At 39.7% G+C, this 18595-nt stretch carries 17 protein-coding genes and 1 pseudogene; 1 reads left to right on the top strand and 17 read right to left on the bottom strand.

The annotated features are described in order from the left end of the window. Positions 1-588: 588 nt before the first annotated feature. The 17 genes and pseudogenes from ply to tsaE all read right to left on the bottom strand — a co-directional run bounded on the left by ply (position 589) and on the right by tsaE (position 18309). Complete coding sequence (ply, locus tag HT719_RS09795) at positions 589-2004, bottom strand: cholesterol-dependent cytolysin pneumolysin (RefSeq protein ID WP_172929057.1); 1416 nt, start codon at positions 2002-2004, stop codon at positions 589-591. A gap of 10 nt (positions 2005-2014) precedes the next feature. Then, positions 2015-2425: a hypothetical protein gene (locus HT719_RS09790; protein ID WP_078137214.1), complete on the bottom strand. Its 411-nt coding sequence runs from the start codon at positions 2423-2425 to the stop codon at positions 2015-2017. Next, positions 2418-3026: a hypothetical protein gene (locus HT719_RS09785; protein ID WP_172929056.1), complete on the bottom strand. Its 609-nt coding sequence runs from the start codon at positions 3024-3026 to the stop codon at positions 2418-2420. Before HT719_RS09785 ends, HT719_RS09790 begins: the two co-directional genes overlap by 8 nt. A 12-nt stretch (positions 3027-3038) precedes the next feature. Beyond that, a complete protein-coding gene (locus HT719_RS09780) occupies positions 3039-3497 on the bottom strand; it encodes a DUF4231 domain-containing protein (protein ID WP_100104869.1) in 459 nt (152 codons plus the stop codon). A 310-nt stretch (positions 3498-3807) separates the two neighbouring features. Then, the gene (locus HT719_RS09775) at positions 3808-6891 is read right to left on the bottom strand and encodes a YSIRK-type signal peptide-containing protein (RefSeq protein WP_172929055.1); all 3084 of its coding nucleotides are present in this window, start codon (positions 6889-6891) and stop codon (positions 3808-3810) included. A gap of 577 nt (positions 6892-7468) precedes the next feature. Beyond that, positions 7469-7687 carry a hypothetical protein gene (locus tag HT719_RS09770; RefSeq protein ID WP_172929053.1) on the bottom strand — a complete coding sequence of 73 codons (219 nt, stop codon included), beginning with the start codon at positions 7685-7687 and terminating at the stop codon, positions 7469-7471. After that, positions 7678-8181, bottom strand: coding sequence for a PBECR4 domain-containing protein (locus HT719_RS09765; protein WP_172929052.1), 504 nt, complete (start codon positions 8179-8181; stop codon positions 7678-7680). Before HT719_RS09765 ends, HT719_RS09770 begins: the two co-directional genes overlap by 10 nt. A 774-nt stretch (positions 8182-8955) precedes the next feature. Beyond that, positions 8956-9378: pseudogene (locus HT719_RS09760) on the bottom strand (hypothetical protein); the annotation flags it as partial. Next, entirely contained in the window at positions 9371-10117 is a 747-nt protein-coding gene (locus HT719_RS09755; RefSeq protein WP_338620384.1) for an ImmA/IrrE family metallo-endopeptidase, read from the bottom strand. The pseudogene HT719_RS09760 and the gene HT719_RS09755, both read right to left, overlap by 8 nt. Before the next feature lie 12 nt (positions 10118-10129). Next, positions 10130-10474: a helix-turn-helix transcriptional regulator gene (locus tag HT719_RS11935; protein WP_001056000.1), complete on the bottom strand. Its 345-nt coding sequence runs from the start codon at positions 10472-10474 to the stop codon at positions 10130-10132. A 488-nt stretch (positions 10475-10962) separates the two neighbouring features. Continuing rightward, the gene (locus HT719_RS09745; protein ID WP_172929050.1) at positions 10963-11913 is read right to left on the bottom strand and encodes an N-acetylmuramoyl-L-alanine amidase family protein; all 951 of its coding nucleotides are present in this window, start codon (positions 11911-11913) and stop codon (positions 10963-10965) included. 374 nt (positions 11914-12287) lie between these two features. Continuing rightward, complete coding sequence (locus tag HT719_RS09740) at positions 12288-13658, bottom strand: MATE family efflux transporter (protein WP_138705850.1); 1371 nt, start codon at positions 13656-13658, stop codon at positions 12288-12290. 114 nt (positions 13659-13772) lie between these two features. Then, positions 13773-14939 (bottom strand): recombinase RecA, encoded by a 1167-nt coding sequence (recA, locus tag HT719_RS09735; protein WP_001085460.1) that lies wholly within the window; start codon positions 14937-14939, stop codon positions 13773-13775. Positions 14940-14993: 54 nt separating this feature from the next. Next, on the bottom strand, positions 14994-16250 hold the full coding sequence (locus HT719_RS09730) for a competence/damage-inducible protein A (protein WP_023936469.1): 1257 nt from the start codon (positions 16248-16250) through the stop codon (positions 14994-14996). An 83-nt stretch (positions 16251-16333) separates the two neighbouring features. Further along, complete coding sequence (locus HT719_RS09725; RefSeq protein ID WP_000239276.1) at positions 16334-17350, bottom strand: LCP family protein; 1017 nt, start codon at positions 17348-17350, stop codon at positions 16334-16336. Positions 17351-17357: 7 nt separating this feature from the next. Then, the gene (locus HT719_RS09720; protein WP_023936471.1) at positions 17358-17876 is read right to left on the bottom strand and encodes a GNAT family N-acetyltransferase; all 519 of its coding nucleotides are present in this window, start codon (positions 17874-17876) and stop codon (positions 17358-17360) included. After that, positions 17866-18309: a tRNA (adenosine(37)-N6)-threonylcarbamoyltransferase complex ATPase subunit type 1 TsaE gene (gene tsaE, locus HT719_RS09715; protein ID WP_050261833.1), complete on the bottom strand. Its 444-nt coding sequence runs from the start codon at positions 18307-18309 to the stop codon at positions 17866-17868. The genes HT719_RS09720 and tsaE overlap by 11 nt, the downstream gene beginning before the upstream one ends. 59 nt (positions 18310-18368) lie before the next feature. On the opposite strand from tsaE, the gene HT719_RS09710 reads away from it, so the two are divergent. Continuing rightward, positions 18369-18560 (top strand): hypothetical protein, encoded by a 192-nt coding sequence (locus HT719_RS09710; protein ID WP_000693097.1) that lies wholly within the window; start codon positions 18369-18371, stop codon positions 18558-18560. Positions 18561-18595 lie beyond the last annotated feature (35 nt).

The raw sequence follows: 18595 nt of genomic DNA, 5'->3' as shown, positions 1-18595 counted from the left end.
TATTGAAGTTGGACTAGGGCACTGTATCTTCTAAAACATTGATAGAAAGCGATTTGAATTTCCCAATCAATTTGTTCGTATTTATACTCAATGAAAATCAAAGAGCAAACTAGGAAGCTAGCCGCAGGTTGCTCAAAACACTGTTTTGAGGTTGTAGATATAAGCGACAAAAACCATTATACTGCACCTTTTGTTGACAGTCTACTCCAGACGTATCATAGTTCAAGTAAATACTTTGAAATTCAACAGTTCTTATAGGCGCTGTTGTATTCTAAGAAGTCAATAGAAGAGCTTCTAAACAAAACCATAATTTACGTGTTCCTGAAACAGAAATTTATGCTCTTTTTGATTTCACATGATACTGAAGTTAGACTAGTACAACGGCTCTTCTAAAATAAGTAAAAGGTAGCTAATTCCCTGTATAGCAAGGAGTTTCACTACCCTTTTTACTTTTTCTTACAGCCACTATTTGATAGACTCATTTTAACATCACGAGCATACTCCAATGGAAATCGCTAGGCAAGAGATAAACTTTCAGATATTCGCAGAGAGAGCATTGCCTCTTTTTGTCGCAAACGTTCTTCTCTCCTAGTCATTTTCTACCTTATCTTCTACCTGAGGATAAAGAGTCGTTCCCCAAATAGAAATCGTCCGCTTACGCACTAGGGGCAAATCGGTTTTTTCATAAACCGTACGCCACCATTCCCAGGCAAGTCCGGTACACTCTCTAATTTTGACAGAGAGATTGCGAACATTCCCTTTTATAGGAATACTAGTGGTGAAGTGAGCCGTCAAATCCTGCCCATTTCTGTCCCAAACCTTAGGAATCAAGACTTCTTTACCTTGATAATCATAGGATAATTCATCCCAAGTAATGTAATATTGGGCAACATAGGCACCACTATGATCCAAGAGTAAATCTCCGTTTCTGTAAGCTGTCACCTTAGTCTCAACATAGTCTGTACTGTTTTGAAAGGTCGCAACTACATTGTCACGTAAAAAAGAAGTTGTATAGGAAATCGGCAAGCCTGGGTGATCTGCTGTAAAGCGACTGCCTTCTTGAATCAAGTCCTCTACCATATCCACCTTGCCTGTTACAACTCGGGCACCCGAACTCGGGTCGCCTCCTAAAATAACCGCCTTCACTTCTGTATTATCCAAAATCTGCTTCCACTCTGTCTGAGGAGCTACCTTGACTCCTTTTATCAAAGCTTCAAAAGCAGCCTCTACTTCATCACTCTTACTCGTAGTTTCCAACTTGAGATAGACCTGACGCCCGTAAGCAACACTCGAAATATAGACCAAAGGACGCTCTGCGGAAATTCCTCTCTGCCTCAAATCCTCTACCGTTACAGTATCTTGAAACACATCTCCTGGATTTTTAACAGCATCTACGCTGACTGTATAATAAATCTGCTTAAAATTAACAATCTGAATCTGCTTTTCGCCCGAATGGACAGAGTTAAAATCAATATCAAGAGAATTCCCTGTCTTTTCAAAGTCAGAACCAAACTTGACCTTGAGTTGTTCCATGCTGTGAGCCGTGATTTTTTCATACTGCATTCTAGCTGGGACATTATTGACCTGACCATAATCTTGATGCCACTTGGCCAACAAATCGTTTACCGCTCCGCGAACACTTGAATTGCTGGGATCTTCTACTTGGAGAAAGCTATCACTACTTGCCAAACCAGGCAAATCAATACTATAAGTCATCGGGGCACGATCGACCGCAAGAAGAGTGGGATTATTCTCTAACAAGGTCTCATCCACTACGAGAAGTGCTCCAGGATAGAGACGACTATCGTTGGTAGCCGTCACGGAAATATCACTTGTGTTTGTCGACAAGCTCCGCTTCTTTCTTTCGATAACAACAAACTCATCGGGTAGCTGATTCCCCTCTTTGATGAAACGATTTTCAATACTTTCTCCCTGATGGGTCAAGAGTTTCTTTTTATCATAATCCATAGCTAGTATAAAGTCATTTACTGCTTTATTTGTCATCTTCTACCTCCTAATAAGTTCCTGGATTGAGTTGCATAAACTCAGACTTGTTCAGCGAAATCAGCCGTGGTTGGACTAAGTGATCCAAAACTTCCTCGTACAATTCTTCTGAGACATTGCGTCGCCGTCTGGCTAGATAAGAAGTCGGAATGACCGTATTATCCAACATAAATACCTTATCTAAGTCAATCAAGGTTGGTCTTGTAAAAGGATTACGAGCTAAATCCGGCTCTTCTATCATAAAGTTCTTGACCAAACGTCTGGTCAAGAGAGCTGGTTTGAAGGTCTGATTTTTAACTAACTCTTTGTTTTTAGTCGTGCTGTTGTCAATACAGATATACATATGGTTCTTCACAGCCAAATCGCTACTAATAGTCGGAAAAGGCAAATAAAGAGCTACAACATCTCCTCTCTTAATCAAGCAAGAGCACCCCCTTTTCTCCTAATGTAACATAGACAGGATTGACCAAGTCTTCTGATTGACTCAGAATTTCCAAAGTTTGAGTTTGGCGCCCTGTCAATTTAGTAGCATCTTGTCTCTTCAATACAAAATGCTTGTCGCCAATTACCTTGACACTATAATCCTTCTCCAAAGCTGACTGGTAAATCCACATCAGATGCTGTCTGTCCTGAGAACTCAAGAGAGAAGGATGTTCAAGTCCCCCAATAGTCTGATAAAAATCAAAAACAGGAGCTAACTCTTGCCAATCTGACTGGCTAGTTGTCAAGGCTAGAAAAAGGGCTTTGCGAGCTGATACTTCTTGATTAGCCTTGAGAGTCCCTTTTCCCTCCAAGTTTGTTAGAAAGTGGGAAACTCCAGAAAGCAAATCTTTCTCTAACTGCGAGAAATAAAAACCTTGCCTTCCCAGACATAAGTCTCTCAAGTCGCTTTCTCTAGCAAATAAGAGTTCAAACAGTTGATAATAAAAGAAAAATATCTGGCACTGGGTCGCACTCATCTTTTCCTTATCGGCTTCTTTTTTCAACCAGAGCAAGGGCAAAAGGTAGCTGGATTGAGACATTTCCTCCACCTCCTATTCTTTTTTCTCTGGAGCATCTGCACTAGCTGCCACTTCTTTTGACTGGATACTTTCCCACTGGTTGATTTCCTCTGAGATAATACCTTCGCATGTCTTGACAAATAGAGCAAAAGCCTTGGTTTTTCCTGCATATTTCTCCGTTTGACATTGATAGAGGAATTTTTCTCTCTCCAGGAGTTGCGCAGTTTTTTGGTAAGAAATCCAGTGTTCTTTAGCATTATACAAATTGAGAATCCCCTCACACAGCAAGCCTAAACTGGATAAGGCAACCGAAATCAAACGGTAGCGATCACCTGGCATAGGAATAGCACAAAAGACAGCTATGAGAAAACCTGCCACGATTTCTGTTATTTTTAATACCTTATAGCGTCTACGATGTTGAACGCTTTTCTTTAAAAAATGAGCTATCTGTACGTCTAATCGCTCTGTCAAGTACATTTCTTCTGGCGTCATATTCGTAACTCCTTTCATTTACTTTGATAATCATAGTATAACATATTTGAATATCAAAGTATAGTAAAAACTGAACTATAACTTATTATAAAATCCAAATATGAAATATTTGTGAAATAAGGGAAAAATATCACAAATAAGATAGAACAAAAAGTTTCAAAATGATAAAAGCGCATAATATCTTGCCTTAAAAAGCTTGATATTATGCGTTTTATCAGAGAAAGATTTTCTGAATGTTCACCTCAAATTGAGTTTTCCAACATTCTATCAATCACTATTCTAGCTAGTTTCCAACTCGTCTAAACTTTGCTTATCTTAACTGAGCAAGAATAGCTTTGAGTTTCTCAATCAACTCATCTTCTGTGTGGTCAGACTCTTTCTCATTGGCTAGGAAGGCAACTGCTTGAGCGAGAGCTTCTCGTGCTTGGTCGAGAACTTTGGCATCTACATTTGTAAGGTCGCTTTCTTGCAGAACCTTAGTCAATTCCTTGGTCAATTTCTTGAGTTCTGACTCTTTCTTGCGACGCGCGATGAGGAAGAGAAGGAGACCAAGAAGGGCGAGCAGGCTAGCAATCATGGTACCGTATGGAAGATGACCTTGCTCTTTGCTTGTTTCTTTCATTTCTTCTTCATCCTTAGTCGCTTGCTTACCTTTCAAGGATTCGAGAGCTTCTTTGACCTTAGCAGTAACCTCTTTCAAGCCTGCCTCTGTCAAGTCAGCATTTCTAAGGGCTTCTTGACCCTCTCCGAGAATGATCTTCGCAGCGTCGATGACAGATTGATCAATACCATCCAAGTCTTTCAAACGAGTTTCCAAGTCTTGAATCAAATCTCTTAAGACGGATTTATCAACCTGTTTCTCTTGACTCGATTGAGTGCCACCAGCAAAGGCTACACTTCTTCGGCTACGAGCTGGCGCCGTCACAGAACTTCCAGATAGCCCTTGTGGAGACTCTGGTGCTATCGCATTTCCTGTTTCCCTATCTTGAGCAGATGGAGCAGTAGCTTGATCCGTCGAATCTCCTGAATGAGCTGGAATGCTTGGAGTAGTAGGCTGATCTTGGTTATTTGCATCGCCTTGACCGCCATCATCATTGATTGCACTAATTGCATTTGTTTTAGCATCGTTCAACTCTTTAGCTGCTTTATTTCGTTTAGCTTCGTCTAAGCTAATACCTGTAATAGCACCAACTGCTGTATCTTTCTTAGTTGTTACGTCTTGTGGTGAAGTAGCTCTATTAACTTCGGTTATACCGTTCGTTTTAGCTGCTTCCACTTGTTGTTTCAACTTAGTTACGTCAGCTGGTAATAGATTCGCACTATCGATTTCTCTGTTTTTTCTATCAGCTTCCGCATTGATTGCACTAATTGCATTTGTTTTAGCATCGTTCAACTCTTTAGCTGCTTCTTCTGCTTCAGTACGTGTTCTGGCATGCCACTGATTTGCAAGGAGCAACTCATGACCATCTAAAAATCTCATGCCAGCTGCATAAACTAATTTTTTAATATCATTATTCCCTCTTGTTTCAAAGGTAATCTTATATTTTCGATTAGAATTGGGAAGTTCAAAGTAAAATAAACGTCCTGTACTAGAATTTATGATTCTAAATTTCTCATCCGCACTACTACGTTCCTCTTGGCTCTGATAATCTCTGCGATAGGGATTTGTCCCTCTAGGCCCTTGAGTAGCTAACTGTGTCAAATTATCTGCCGGCAGTGGACGAATTCCAAAACGATTAGTAGCTCCAACATGTTGTGGAGTACCTTCTTTTTGTCTACCAAATTGTGCTTGACTAACTTTTAACAATGATAAAATGTCACTAGTATTTGGAGAATATGCTGTAGTACCACCACCCTGGTTAGAGATAGAAATCCCATCTGTACCATGTTTGAACTCTTGTCCAGATGGTACAGTAAACCACACCTGTGAATGACCTGGTAACGTCCTATATCCATTATTAAGTTCTAATTGCCAACGAAATCCATCGCTCGTTGATGTTACTGTATATTTGATATAATTTTCAGCCTCTGATACTGGTCGTGTTGCATTATTTCGAGGTGTTCTATCAGAATAATAGACATAAGTATACCTACCATACGGAGAATTTCCCTTGTTGCCTGATTTCTCAAAGTAACTTTCTTTTGCGTTTTTAAATTCCTCAGAGTAGTTTTCGCCAGCTCTTGCCGCCCTTGCAGATCTTCCACTATAGTTAGCATTACGAAAGTCAGAGTAGCCACCATCACGTGGTTGCGGGGTTACTCCTCCACCTGTAGTCTCTTCTCCATATTTTTCTTCCAGCACTCCTTCGATGAGGTCTCGGGATTTTTTCAGGTCGACTAGGGCAGCTGCAAAATCTTCTTGGCTGATGGTATCACCCTTAGAAAAGGCTTCATTAAACTTATCAGCTGCTGCTTTTGCTGCTTGGATTTTATCTTCCGACGCTCCGTACCGTCGAAGTTCCTTGGTGATATCCTCCAATTCCTTTTTTAGTCCATAGGCGCCGTTCTTACCTTCTGTCGTATTGGTGTAGGTTGGGAGTTCTCGTGGAGTAGATTGAGAGTTGGCTTCAGGTGCTGCTTCCTTTCCTGCATCAGTTGGACTAACTTGGTTTGCAGCTGGTTCAAGATCGATTGGCCCACCTCTTTTACGACGCTTCCCACTACTTGCTTGCTCAGTCACAGCCCCATCTGGAGCGCTAAGCTTATTATTTGTCGAACTTGCTTCACCCAAGTCTGTCAATTTTGGTAGCGATGGCTCCAAGGCTTGATTGACCCGACGAGTCAGGTCTTCCATGAGTTTAACTTGCTCATCAACCTGCACTTGCGTCGCATTTGGGTCGTCCAAAACTGCCTTAGATGCTGCTAGACCTGCTTCCACTTCATCGTGGAGCGCTTTCATGGAGCTAAGAGTTAGTTTTTCCAACAAAGCTTGCAGATTGCCTTGGAGTGATTTAGCTTCTGTCGTTTTAGTGGCAGATGTGGGCTGGTCTTGCTCTTTTACTGCTCCTCCTTGAGAAGTTTCTTGAGCAGCTGGCTTCGTCTCTGGTTTGGTAGGAGCAAGGTCAGCTGTTTCCTGTCCCTTACTAGCGTCCTCGGCTTTAGTCTCTATAGAGTTTGACTCCCCTGTAGACTGGAGCTCAGCCGACGGTTCAGTCTGAGAGACCTTCTCTGGCTCTTCCCCAGCTGACTCCTGCGGATCCCCATCTGAATTTCCAGCAGGTCCAGCAACTACATCACTGGCTGTTGCCGAAGATACTGCAGGTGCCTGCGCTTGCACCCCATTGGCAAAAAACATCAGAGCCGCAACCGCAACACTAGCAGCCCCAAAATGGTATTTACGAATGGAATAACGGAAAATTTTCTCTCCGTTATCCTTATTGCTTTTTCTAAACATAAGCATAAATCCTTCCCTTGTCTGAGAGCTTCCCCGAGCTTAAAAAGCGCACAAAAAGCCGATAGACGATAATGTATCAACTATATACTAACACTTCTGACATACAAATCAATCCCCTCTCTGACAAGATAGAGTCAGTAAAGGCAAGGAAAAGCGACAATATATATATATGCAGAGACATATAAAACCTTTTGATACAGCCTATTTTTTAACAAAGAGACAAGAGTTATACTACATTTATATATGCACGGCATCCTCTGTGATAAATATTACAATATTGTTACATTTTAATTACACAATCGTTTCAAGAAATATGATGGAAACCTGAGTATTTTATAGTAATTCCCTTCCTATCAATTAGGTCAACAGTTGAGTGTTGAGTGTTGAATATTGAAACACCCTATCCTCAGCAAAGGACTATTGCCAGCATTTCCTAGCCGCTAGGACGCTCCAAACCACCTATTTAAGTCCATCACTAGCTTGGTCAGTAAGATACCTACGACAAGGCGACGCTGACGTGGTTTGAAGAGATTTTCATTGAGTATAATTTTAACTTCTTATTTTTCATTCCTATTCCTTAAATAAAAAGCTCACTAAAAAAGTGAGCAACATTTCCAATGAGATACTTCTGTTGACGAGCGCGTCTCTCCGCCCCCTCATTGCCTTGCGAAGAGGCTTGGCGAATCGAAAGGAGGTGTTTTTTCCTGTTTTCAATTCTACTTATTTTTGCACATTTTTTAATTTTATCAAACAAAAAAAACGCAAGCTTAAGCCTGCGGACAATCTTTATAGCCATTTCATTTCTTTCACATCTGTTTTACGAACTTTAGCATATTTCTTAGCGCTTGTAAAATGTAGAGTAACTGGTTTAAATACTCCGCTTTTGTCTCTTCGTAAACCTAAAACTGCGGATCTTTTATTTCTATTCTCAAAAAATATGACGTCCAATTTCATAGTATTTTTAGATAAATCCTTAGCTACGATGCAACAACTTGTTATTTTAGAATAGAAAATATCACCGATAAACTCATATAAAGATATCCTTTCGATTACATCATTGTACATAGGATGATTTCTAAAATCTTCTAAAATAAAAACACCAGCTTGAATAGCAGGTATCGTATGACTAGCAAAATCTCGTGTGATTTTGTGTAAGCCAAATAAATGATGTAAATCAGTCAAGCAAAAATCTACTTCGAAAGTCTCTAAATGCTTATAATTCGTTGATACTTGACATGTTTTTCCATCGAATTTCTCTTGATAATCTAAAATACAATCAAGTAATTTCAACGACAAACTCCATATTTTCTCAAAATAAAAAAAGCACGGGGCAGTTCTCACTACTGCCCAAAGTGGATGATTAGAGTCGGCTTCTCTAACTCCCTATGTTGTGCTTATTAGGCTTATCGCAAGGGAACAGTTTTTAGCTCTGCCAAGCCACATAGCGTGCTTACTACTATGTGTCCATGTCTCCATGGATTGCCGAGCGGTTTAACGACGTTTTGGGAGTCGGGATAACGAGAAAAGTGATACTTTTACGTTTTTTCCAACTTAATTATGACATCTTTCTTAAAAAAAGTCAATATTTATCGCTTTCTTTAACGAAAAAAATCCCACAAGAACGAATCCTATGGGGAGATACACATTTTAGAAAAGCTTTCCTTTATTCTACTATTTTTCTTGTATTTTATCATTCAGTATGATAAAATACAAGTTTTTTGATAAAACAACTAAGAACTACTCGCTATCCCCTCTCACATCACCCTACATATCGTTTAACATACGACTGATAGTTCAGGGAAACTTCAAGGACAACTTTTCTCTCATCCACTATGCAGGACTTACTATTTCATTTCTACTCCTATAGGCTCAATTTGACACTTTTCTTCTTCGAATTGCTCATATGCCTACTGAATAGTGAGTTCGATTTATCCAAATTTATTTTTGTCTATTTTGATGAACACTTCCACGAAGATAGTCTGAAAAAGAAGCCGCCCCAATTTTCCTTCTCTTTTTAAGCATATTATTCCAGATATGATTGCCCTCTTGTTCAGTAATAAATTGCGCTTTAAACGCTTCAACCAGTATATCTCCTGTTGTCATATGTTCTAAAGAAAATTCTTCTACATATGGTTTAACATCTCTTAGGTTATTACTTCCTAATATCCCATTATGCTTTTTCGCTAAGGAAATAGAAGCCGCTTCTCCCTTACCAATAACCTTGTTACTATCATGATTTCTTGTTAAATTTCTATATAATTCGTATTCTTCAGTTCCAATGTCTATGCTCACAATCTCAGCCGAACCCTTAGCTACCAACTGGTCTATCCTAGATTTTAAATGGGGGATTGTAGGTATATTGATTTCATCATACACCTCTTGTGGAATAACAATTTTACCCGAATAGAGCTTTTCTAAAAGATATTCAGTGCCAATCCATAAAAATGCTGAAATACAATCTGTATCAATAAATACACGACTAGTCAAACGACAACTCCCCCTCTTCATCTAGCCCATATACAATATCATATCTGAAAGCATCTAGTAGCAGTTCCTCATACTTCCCTTGCGAAATTCTGTTATTTTCTAAAAGTTGTTCAGTCGATTTAATATAGTGTCCTAATACCATTTCCTTTTTACTTTCTGACAAAGGACGATATAAACTTGTATCATAGCCTAATCTTGAAGCTGTCTCTATAACACTAATATCCATATTTTTAATTTCTTCTGCAGCAAGGTATCCATCATTCCTCAATCTATATAACATAGCTTTATGACTGATACCATAAAACTGACCCAATTTTATAATATCTTCTACTTCAAGATGAGTTCTATTGGCATTTTCTCTGATTTCCTCAACCATCCTATACAGTGAAGATGGGGAAATTAAAAAATAAGAAGCAAACTGATCCGCTTTTCTTTCAGTTTCATCTCCTTCACCAATCAAGATAAGACTGACTGAACTCTTCTTCACCTCATCATAATAAAGATGATACAGTTCATGTGCTAAAGAAAATCTTTGCCTTCCTAATGACATGTCTGAATTGATTACAATGAGACTGGACTGAGTTCCTTTATAACAGACTCCGCTAATATTCTTTCCGAGTCCATAAAATACCAGCGTCAAATTTTCTATCTTTTGTACCAATTTAAAAATATCTATCGGCGCTTCACCATCAGCTCCCAACTTTTTTCTAAGATTTGAAGCTTTATTACTTAAATCCATTTTATCAATCATTTATTTTGTCTCCAATAGCTGATCTATCTCAAATTGATTCAATACAATTTTATTGATTTTCGCTAAAACTTTAAGATCTTGGTCTACTATTTTATTTTTTCTAAACGATATGACACACTGTTGTTCAGCTTGTTCGCCAAACAAAAGATATTCAACCGTACAGCAAAATAGAGCAGATAGTTTCTCAATAACATCCGACGTGATATTCCTTTCACCTTTTTCCATTTTGGCAATCATGCTTTGATTCAAAGACAAATATTCAGCAATCTTATCTTGAGTAAGATTTGAAGATATTCTAAGTTCTTTTATTCTTTTTCCAACATCACATACATTTATCATATTCATACACCTCTCATAAAAAGAATAGCACACTCTTGTCATAAAGTCAATTTTTTAAATAAAAAAATTATGACAAAATAAGGAAGCAATTTATTGGTGCTGCTTAAAAATCCAAAATTGATGATAGTAAACCTATTTGATGAGTTCCTATCAAAAATCGTATCTTCAACCTCAAAACAGTACTTAAAGCTATCCGACTCGGTTTACATTGTCAAATTTATACTCAATGAAAATCAAAGAGCAAACTAGGAAACTAGCCGTAGGCTGCTAAAAACACAGTTTTGAGGTTGTAGATNNGTTGCAGATGGAAGCTGACCTGGTTGATGAGATTTTCAAAGAGTATTAGACTTTATTTGAGAATAACTTTATAGTTTGATTTTTATTTAATATAGTAGCAAAAATTGAAGTAAATATCTCCACCAGAAAACGCATACTATTAAGGCTTTTCAAGACCTAATAATATGCGCTTTTCTGCTTTGAAAGACATTCCATTATTATTTTACTGTTATCAAGCCTTCAGGCTCGACTGTAAATTCTGGTTTCTCTGCTATCGTACCATCTTCTTTAAGGTAATACCATCCATCATTTGATTTGACAAAGGCATTAGAAACCATGTCCCCATTTTGACTATCAAGATAGTACCAAGTCTCCTTGTATTTGATCCAGCCTGTTTTCATAGCACCTTCTCCATCGAAATAGTACCACTTCTCAGCGATTTTCTTCCAGCCTGTCGCCATTTCGCCTGACTGGTCAAACCAGTACCAGTTGCCGTCTGTGTGCTTCTTCCAGCGTTCTGCAAGCATATAGCCTGAACCGTCAAAGTAATACCAGGTACCATTGACTTTCTCAAACTTATCTTTTGGATAAGAACCGTCTGAGTGTACATACCAGGTGCCAGTATCGTTCTGTTGCCATCCTGCTTCAATCGTCAAGCCGTTTTCAATATCCTGCTTGAATTGCTCACGACTAATACCCCATTTGGCAAGATAAGGATAGGGGTCAATGTGATCTGAGTTATTATCGGGTTGGTTATTGGTGCAATATTCGTGTGTCTTGATACCTGCTAAATCAGCAGTATCAAGCGTTTTAGGTATACCAGCTTCATCCGCTAGATTGCGCAAGAGTTCGATATAGAGACGATAGTCAATCAGAAACTCTTCTTTTGATTCATGGCTTTCAATCAGTTCAACTTGTGCATAACCTTCTGCATTCCAACCGCCCCCAACGTCCCAGGCACCATTATCAACAGGTCCTACCTGCATAACACGACCATTACCGACTACGTGAGAAAAGAAGCCCAATTCAGGATCTTTTCTGTAATGGTAGTCAGCCTCATTTTGAACCGTTGAGTTACGGTTGCCTGTGGAATGGGCATGGACTTGCCTATATGGTTGCACGCCGACTTGAGGCAAATCTGTTCTTAATTTACTCACATCAATTTCCATATTCTACTCCTTATCGATTAAGACAACTTATTTTTTACAATCCAGAGCTAGAAACTCCTTTATTTATACCTCATAAAGAATACAATCCTAGTCACGATTAGGCTTGTAGATAGAACTTCAAAATGCACTATTTTGACACTGTAAATAGGACTGATAAGGTCTGCATTCTATCTACAATAACACCCCAGACTAAAAAGCTTTTCAAAAGTATATTTTTACAGTCTCTATATGTCCTTTTCATAAATACTATACTTTATTATATCATATAAAAGAAGTCAAAAGTCTGTTAAACTATTTTCAAGACCAAACTAAAGATGACAGCACAAGTTTTTCGATTTTCACTAGAGGAAATGGATTTTATTCAGCAAATCGAGCTAGGATGACACTTTGGTTGCCAAGATGACCTTGCCTTCTTTTATTAAAGGATGACGGAAAAGCGAAAAGTACAGTTGAATGGTCATGGCAACCCAGATGAGGGGTTCACAAAGGATAACTCCCTTATAGCCTGCCCAAGGAATAATCAAAACCACAAAAGCAATTTTCCCGATTAGTTCGATAAAGCTAGAAACCAGAGGAAGAATCTTTTGCCCCAAACCCTGCAAACAATTGCGATAAATCAACAAGAGACTCAAAATGGGGTAAAAAGCTGAACTGATTTGCAGATAGAGACTTCCATTTTCTACCAAGTATACATCCATCGAACTAGACAAGAAGGAAACCAAGGCTGGACTGGAAAAAAAGAGGAAGATACAAACAAAAACTGCCCAGGATATACTTAAACGACTGCCGATTCGAAGTCCTTGAACAATGCGGTCAGGTCGCTTGGCGCCTAGATTCTGCGAAGCAAAGGTCGTCATTGATGCAGAAATAGCAGTCATAGGAAGAAGGGCGAAGGCCATAATGCGTCGAGCCGCCGTCTGGGCACTAATAATCACTGCGCCAAAGGTATTGACAGAAGACTGTAAAATCACACTGCTGATGGACACAATCGAACTCATCAAGCCCATAGCCAAACCTTGCTCCAAGAGATCCGCGTATAAGGCCTTCTCCCATTTAAAATGCTTGAGCTGAGGGAGTAGCTCAGGCACACTCTTACGGATATAATAAAAGCAAAGAACCGCTGATAAGCCTTGCGAAATGATGGTAGCAAGACCCGCAGATTGTACTCCAAGGTGCAGTTGCGTGATAAAATAGAGATCCAGAGCTACATTGACCAAGGCAGAAAAAATCAAAAATCCAAGGGCGGCTAGACTGTCACCAATGGACCGCAACAAGCCTGCAAAAAGATTATAAGCAAAGCTGACACCAACACAGGTCACAATCATAGAAATATATTGATAAGATTGATGAAGAATTTCTGCAGGAGTATCTAGGTACTGTAAAAGAGGATACAAACCAAGAAAGCCCAGCAACATAACCACAATACTCAACAGAGCACCTAAAATCCAGGTGGCTGCTACTGCCTCCTTGATTTTAGTGAAATTCCGAGCTCCATAATAACGGGCAATGACAATTCCCATGCCATTGCCAACACCTAAGGTAAATCCAACAATCAAGTCAAAAATAGCAGTTGTTGCCCCTACTGCCGCCAAGGATTCTTGACCAAGGAAACGCCCAACAATCAAGACATCAGCAGTGTTATAGAATTGCTGAAAAATATTGGATAGCAAGATTGGGAAGGCAAAACTCACAAGCGAGGGAAGAATAGGACCATGTATCAGGTCCACTGTTCGTTTTTTATTCATAAGGCTATTATATCAGCTTTCTAGTGGAGCGACAAGAAACAGCAAACTATAGGCAATCTGAATTCTTGAACAAAGAATCGAAAAAGCAGTGGATTTCTCCACTACTTTGACAGCTTATTCTTCAATTTCGATTTCAAGCTCATCGCCTAGGTCAAGAGTTACTTCTTCATTCACAGAGTCTACTTGAGCTGCTTCATCTTTTTTGTTTTCAGTATCTTGTTCTGACGCTTCCTCTCCATCAATCAAGCCAAATTTAGAACGGACTTGCTTATCAATTTCATCAAAGATTTCTGGGTGCTCTGCCAAGTATTTCTTAGCATTTTCAGAACCTTGCCCGATTTTTTCATCCTTGTAAGAATACCAAGCCCCTGCTTTTTTGATAATATCCAAGTCGCTTGCAATCTTCAAGAGTTCACCAGTCTTAGAAATTCCTTCTCCGTACATAATTTCAACTACGGCTTCCTTAAACGGTGGAGCTACCTTGTTTTTTACAACCTTAATCTTAGTTTCTTTACCAACATTGGTTTCTTTTTGGTCACCAGTTCCCTTAATTTGTGTATTGCCACGAACATCCAAACGCACTGAAGCATAGAATTTCAGAGCACGTCCACCAGGAGTTGTTTCTGGATTTCCAAACATCACTCCAACTTTTTCACGCAATTGGTTGATAAAGATGGCAATTGTTTTGGTTTTATTAATAGAAGCACCAAGTTTACGCATGGCCTGGCTCATCATACGAGCCTGCAAACCAACGTGGCTATCTCCGATATCTCCATCAATTTCCGCACGAGGTACAAGGGCCGCAACTGAATCGACCACGACAAGATCTACAGCACCTGAGTCAATCAATTTTCCTGCAATCTCAAGACCTTGCTCTCCTGAGTCTGGTTGAGACAAGAGCAATTCGTCAATGTTGACCCCAAGGGCCGCAGCATAAGCTGGATCAAGAGCATGCTCCGCATCGATAAAGGCTGCAATCCCACCTTCTTTTTGCGCTTGCGCAACTGCATGAAGGGCAACCGTTGTCTTACCAGATGACTCTGGCCCATAGATTTCGATGATACGTCCCTTAGGGTAACCACCTGAGCCAAGGGCAATGTCAAGAGCTAAAGAACCTGAGCTCATCACTTGCACCTTTTGCTCTGCACGTTCACCCAAACGCATGATTGATCCTTTACCAAAGTCTTTCTCAATCAATTTAAGAGCATCATTCAAGGCCTTTTCACGTTCTGCCCCAAATTTTTTTGAAATTTCTTCTAATTTTTTTGGTTTTTTCGCCATTCTATTCTCCTACATTCTAATGATCCTCAGACCTATCTACTATTATATCAAAAGTTAGTCACTTAATAAAGCCTTGCGAACTAGGTTAAAGGCATGCATAACCGCAATGTGACGTACATCTGCTCGACTTCTGCCTCCAATATTCACCTTGATAACCTCAGTTCCTTGCTCTTGAGCCAAGCCTATGAAGACTGTCCCAGCTGGATATCCTTCTAGGCTATCTGGTCCTGCCACTCCAGTCAAACTAATTCCAAAATCAGACTGGATCTTGATTCGTGCCTGCTCAGCCATCTTCTGAGCTGTAAATTCAGACACCACACCATGTTCTTCCAAATCCTTGACAGGAATATCCAACATTTTTGATTTTTCCTCCAAGCTATAGGTCACAAAACCACCCTTAAATATACTTGAAGCTCCTGACAAATCCGCTAGACTAGCTTGGAAAAGACCTGCCGTCAAACTCTCTGCAGCCGTGATGGTTTTCCCTTGCCTTTTCAGTTCTTCTACCACAATGCTGGCTAAACTAGTCTCTTCCCCATAACCATAGCAAAGTTCTCGTAAAGAAAAGCCTTCAAAAGTTTGGCGATTCAAGATTTGGTTTTCTAAGATATCCAGCGCTTGATTCGCCTCTTCTTGACTGCTAGCCTTTGTTGACAGACGTAGAGTGACTTCTCCTGTCTTGGCATAAGGTGCCAAGGTCGGATCTGTTTGATTCTCAATTAAATCAGCCAAAATCGTCACCAGCTGACTCTCGCCAATTCCAAAGAAACGAAGAACTCGGGAATACAGCTTTCTCCCTGTCATCAACTTGGGTAAAAGTTGGTTTAAGACCATAGGTTTCAATTCACTCGGTGGACCTGGAAGGACGACGTAGGTCACTCCTTCGACTTCCAAAATGCCTCCCACAGCCAGTCCTGTTTCGTTGGGCAGTGGAGTCGCTCCTTCTACAATTTGAGCTTGTCTTTCGTTATTAGGTGTTCGGGCATAGTCTGGTCTCTGGGCAAAAAAGACATCCAACTTCTCCTGGGTCTGAGGATCGAAGACTAATTCTTTCCCTAAAAATTTAGCCAGAGTTTGTTTGGTCAAATCGTCCTCAGTCGGCCCTAAACCACCTGTCAAAATCACCAGACTGCTACGTTGACTGGCAATCTCAAGCAAAGACAAGAGACGAGCTTCATTGTCTCCTACAGCCGTCTGAAAATATACGTCTACCCCAATTTCTGCTAGTTTTTCCGACAAAAACTGAGCATTGGTATTGACAATCTGTCCTGTCAAAATCTCTGTTCCAACAGCAATGATTTCTGCTTTCATGTTTCCTCCTACCTATCTATTCGTATTTTTTTGAAAAAATCGCAGGAATTTTCCTACGATTGATTTTTTATTTGTATCAAAAGTTAATTATCTTCATCACCAACAGGGGCTCTGCCAAATAAATCTTCAAATAAAACCGCATTAGTTTCAAGCTGAGTGACTTCTTCTTGTCCCAAAGAACGTCGGAGTAAATTTTGCATTTCCAACATATGGGCTCTCGAAACAATCTGGTAAGAAACACCTTGAAGCATCTCTCCTTCACCCTGCAACTGCTGAGTTTCAATGGTTTTAAATGAATCTTTATACCCTAGCAAGTTAGGGATACTTTTTGCAGACAAATCAATATTGGTCTGCATATTGTCACTCAAAGCTTTTAGAATCTCTTGATAATGACCAACGCTATTTAAACTGAGAGCTTTTTCCATGACTTTTTGAATAACTTCACGTTGACGTTTTTGACGACCATAATCCCCCTCAGGATCTTGGTAACGCATTCGTGCATAGACTAGGGCTTCTTCTCCCCCAATATGTTGCTCCCCAACACCAATAGAAATGGTATTAAATTCTTCTTGGTCACTGATAGAAATTGGGAAACCTAGGGTATTATTGACTGTAATACCACCTACTGCATCCACTAGTTTTTGTAACCCTTTCATATTGACCATCACATAGCGATCAATATGGATATTCATCATTTTTTGAATGGTTTCTATAGCAAGCTCTGCTCCACCATCTGCATATGCTGAATTCAGTTTCGCTTCATGAACCTGACCATTCCCTGATTCAATGCGGGTCAGAATATCCCGCTCTAAACTCATCATCGTTGTTTTTTTCGTTTTAGGATTCACTGTCATCAAGATCATGCTATCACTTCTACCGACCCAAGTTTCAGTTCGTTCAGCATTTCCGGTGTCAACCCCCATTAACAGAATGGTCAAAGGTTCAGTTGCTTCAATAACCTTGGTTTCTTCGCCGATTTTTTTATAGGTTTTAGCTAAGGTTTCTGTCCCTTGCTGATAAATAGTATAAGCAAAAATACCTGCTCCTACTACAGTTACAGAAAGTAAAGCTAGCACCATTCCAATAATTTTTTTAACCATATTTCTACTAATCGATCAGTTTACCCATCAAGTAAACATCGATAAATTTCCCTTCTTCTATATATGCCCCACGCTCTTGGCGACCTTCAATTATAAAGCCATGCTTTTGATAAAGATGAACTGCTGCTTGATTACGAGTTTGGACAGTCAGTTGGAGACGACGCAGAATGCCACTTGCTTGTGCCCACTCTATCGCTTCTTCTAGCAACAAACTTCCCAAGCCATTATTCCAATATCTTTTGCCAATCACAATGAAGAGATCTCCAATATGACGTACTCTCTTGCGCTGGTCAGCTGTAATATTTACAATACCAGCAATTTTATCATTTAAGAATGCAAGTAAGGTTATCTGATTGTCCGAACTAGCTTGCTTGTTGAGGAATATTTCCATCTCCTCACTGGTCAAGAGAATACCATCTCTGTCTAGGCTGGTAAAATCTGTCTCTAAACTTACACGATTTAAAAAGGCCACTAATTCAGCTGCATCTTTGGGCTCTGCTTCCCTAATGAGCAATTCATACTCCATGTTGAAGCTCCTCTAAAAGCTTTTCTGCACGCAAACCCTTTGCTTGGAAATGTAATCTGCGACCGTCTTCTTCTTTTAGAATTTCCAACTCTAAATAAGTATCTGGCAAGGCATCTCCTAAGAGATTGCCCCACTCAATAACAGTCACTCCGCCACCAAAGAGAAACTCATCCAAATCGATAGAATCCGCATCTCCTTCAATTCGATAAACATCTAAATGGAAAAGCGGAAGACGCCCCTCATACTCTCTTACGATAGTATAGGTTGGACTTTTAATCATTTGAGAAATCTGTAAACCTTTAGCAAGTCCTTTAGTAAAGGTCGTTTTACCTGCACCCAGTTCTCCAGTTAAGATTAAAACATCATTCTTTGCTAATAGATGACCCAAACGCTCCCCTAAGGATTGTAGCTCTTCTTCATTTTTTGTGTACATACTCTTATTATACCAAAAACTTTTCTTTTGTGTCTATTTTCCTGCTAAACTTATACTCAATGAAAATCAAAGAGCAAACTAGGAAGCTAGCCGCAGGTTGCTCAAAGCACTGCTTTGAGGTTGTAGATAGAACTGACGAAGTCAGCTCAAAACATGGTTTTGAGGTTGTAGATGAAACTGACGAAGTCAGTAACCATACCTACGGTAAGGCGACGCTGACGTGGTTTGAAGAGATTTTCGAAGAGTATTAGGAGAAAAAGAATGAAAGAAATAACCTTTGACGCAT

The organism is Streptococcus sp. k-378 (assembly GCF_013277505.1).
GTDB classification, from domain to species: domain Bacteria; phylum Bacillota; class Bacilli; order Lactobacillales; family Streptococcaceae; genus Streptococcus; species Streptococcus pseudopneumoniae.
This window is presented reverse-complemented; position numbering and strand designations above follow the sequence as displayed.

Bases quoted from the DNA above. Each gene is read 5' to 3' on its own strand.
- ply (WP_172929057.1), bottom strand. From the start codon at position 2,004: ATGACAAATAAAGCAGTAAATGACTTTATACTAGCTATGGATTATGAT.
- HT719_RS09785 (WP_172929056.1), bottom strand. From the start codon at position 3,026: ATGTCTCAATCCAGCTACCTTTTGCCCTTGCTCTGGTTGAAAAAAGAA.
- HT719_RS09780 (WP_100104869.1), bottom strand. From the start codon at position 3,497: ATGACGCCAGAAGAAATGTACTTGACAGAGCGATTAGACGTACAGATA.
- HT719_RS09775 (WP_172929055.1), bottom strand. From the start codon at position 6,891: ATGTTTAGAAAAAGCAATAAGGATAACGGAGAGAAAATTTTCCGTTAT.
- HT719_RS09770 (WP_172929053.1), bottom strand. From the start codon at position 7,687: ATGGCTATAAAGATTGTCCGCAGGCTTAAGCTTGCGTTTTTTTTGTTT.
- HT719_RS09755 (WP_338620384.1), bottom strand. From the start codon at position 10,117: ATGGATTTAAGTAATAAAGCTTCAAATCTTAGAAAAAAGTTGGGAGCT.
- HT719_RS11935 (WP_001056000.1), bottom strand. From the start codon at position 10,474: ATGAATATGATAAATGTATGTGATGTTGGAAAAAGAATAAAAGAACTT.
- HT719_RS09745 (WP_172929050.1), bottom strand. From the start codon at position 11,913: ATGGAAATTGATGTGAGTAAATTAAGAACAGATTTGCCTCAAGTCGGC.
- HT719_RS09740 (WP_138705850.1), bottom strand. From the start codon at position 13,658: ATGAATAAAAAACGAACAGTGGACCTGATACATGGTCCTATTCTTCCC.
- recA (WP_001085460.1), bottom strand. From the start codon at position 14,939: ATGGCGAAAAAACCAAAAAAATTAGAAGAAATTTCAAAAAAATTTGGG.
- HT719_RS09730 (WP_023936469.1), bottom strand. From the start codon at position 16,250: ATGAAAGCAGAAATCATTGCTGTTGGAACAGAGATTTTGACAGGACAG.
- HT719_RS09725 (WP_000239276.1), bottom strand. From the start codon at position 17,350: ATGGTTAAAAAAATTATTGGAATGGTGCTAGCTTTACTTTCTGTAACT.
- HT719_RS09720 (WP_023936471.1), bottom strand. From the start codon at position 17,876: ATGGAGTATGAATTGCTCATTAGGGAAGCAGAGCCCAAAGATGCAGCT.
- tsaE (WP_050261833.1), bottom strand. From the start codon at position 18,309: ATGTACACAAAAAATGAAGAAGAGCTACAATCCTTAGGGGAGCGTTTG.
- HT719_RS09710 (WP_000693097.1), top strand. From the start codon at position 18,369: ATGAAAATCAAAGAGCAAACTAGGAAGCTAGCCGCAGGTTGCTCAAAG.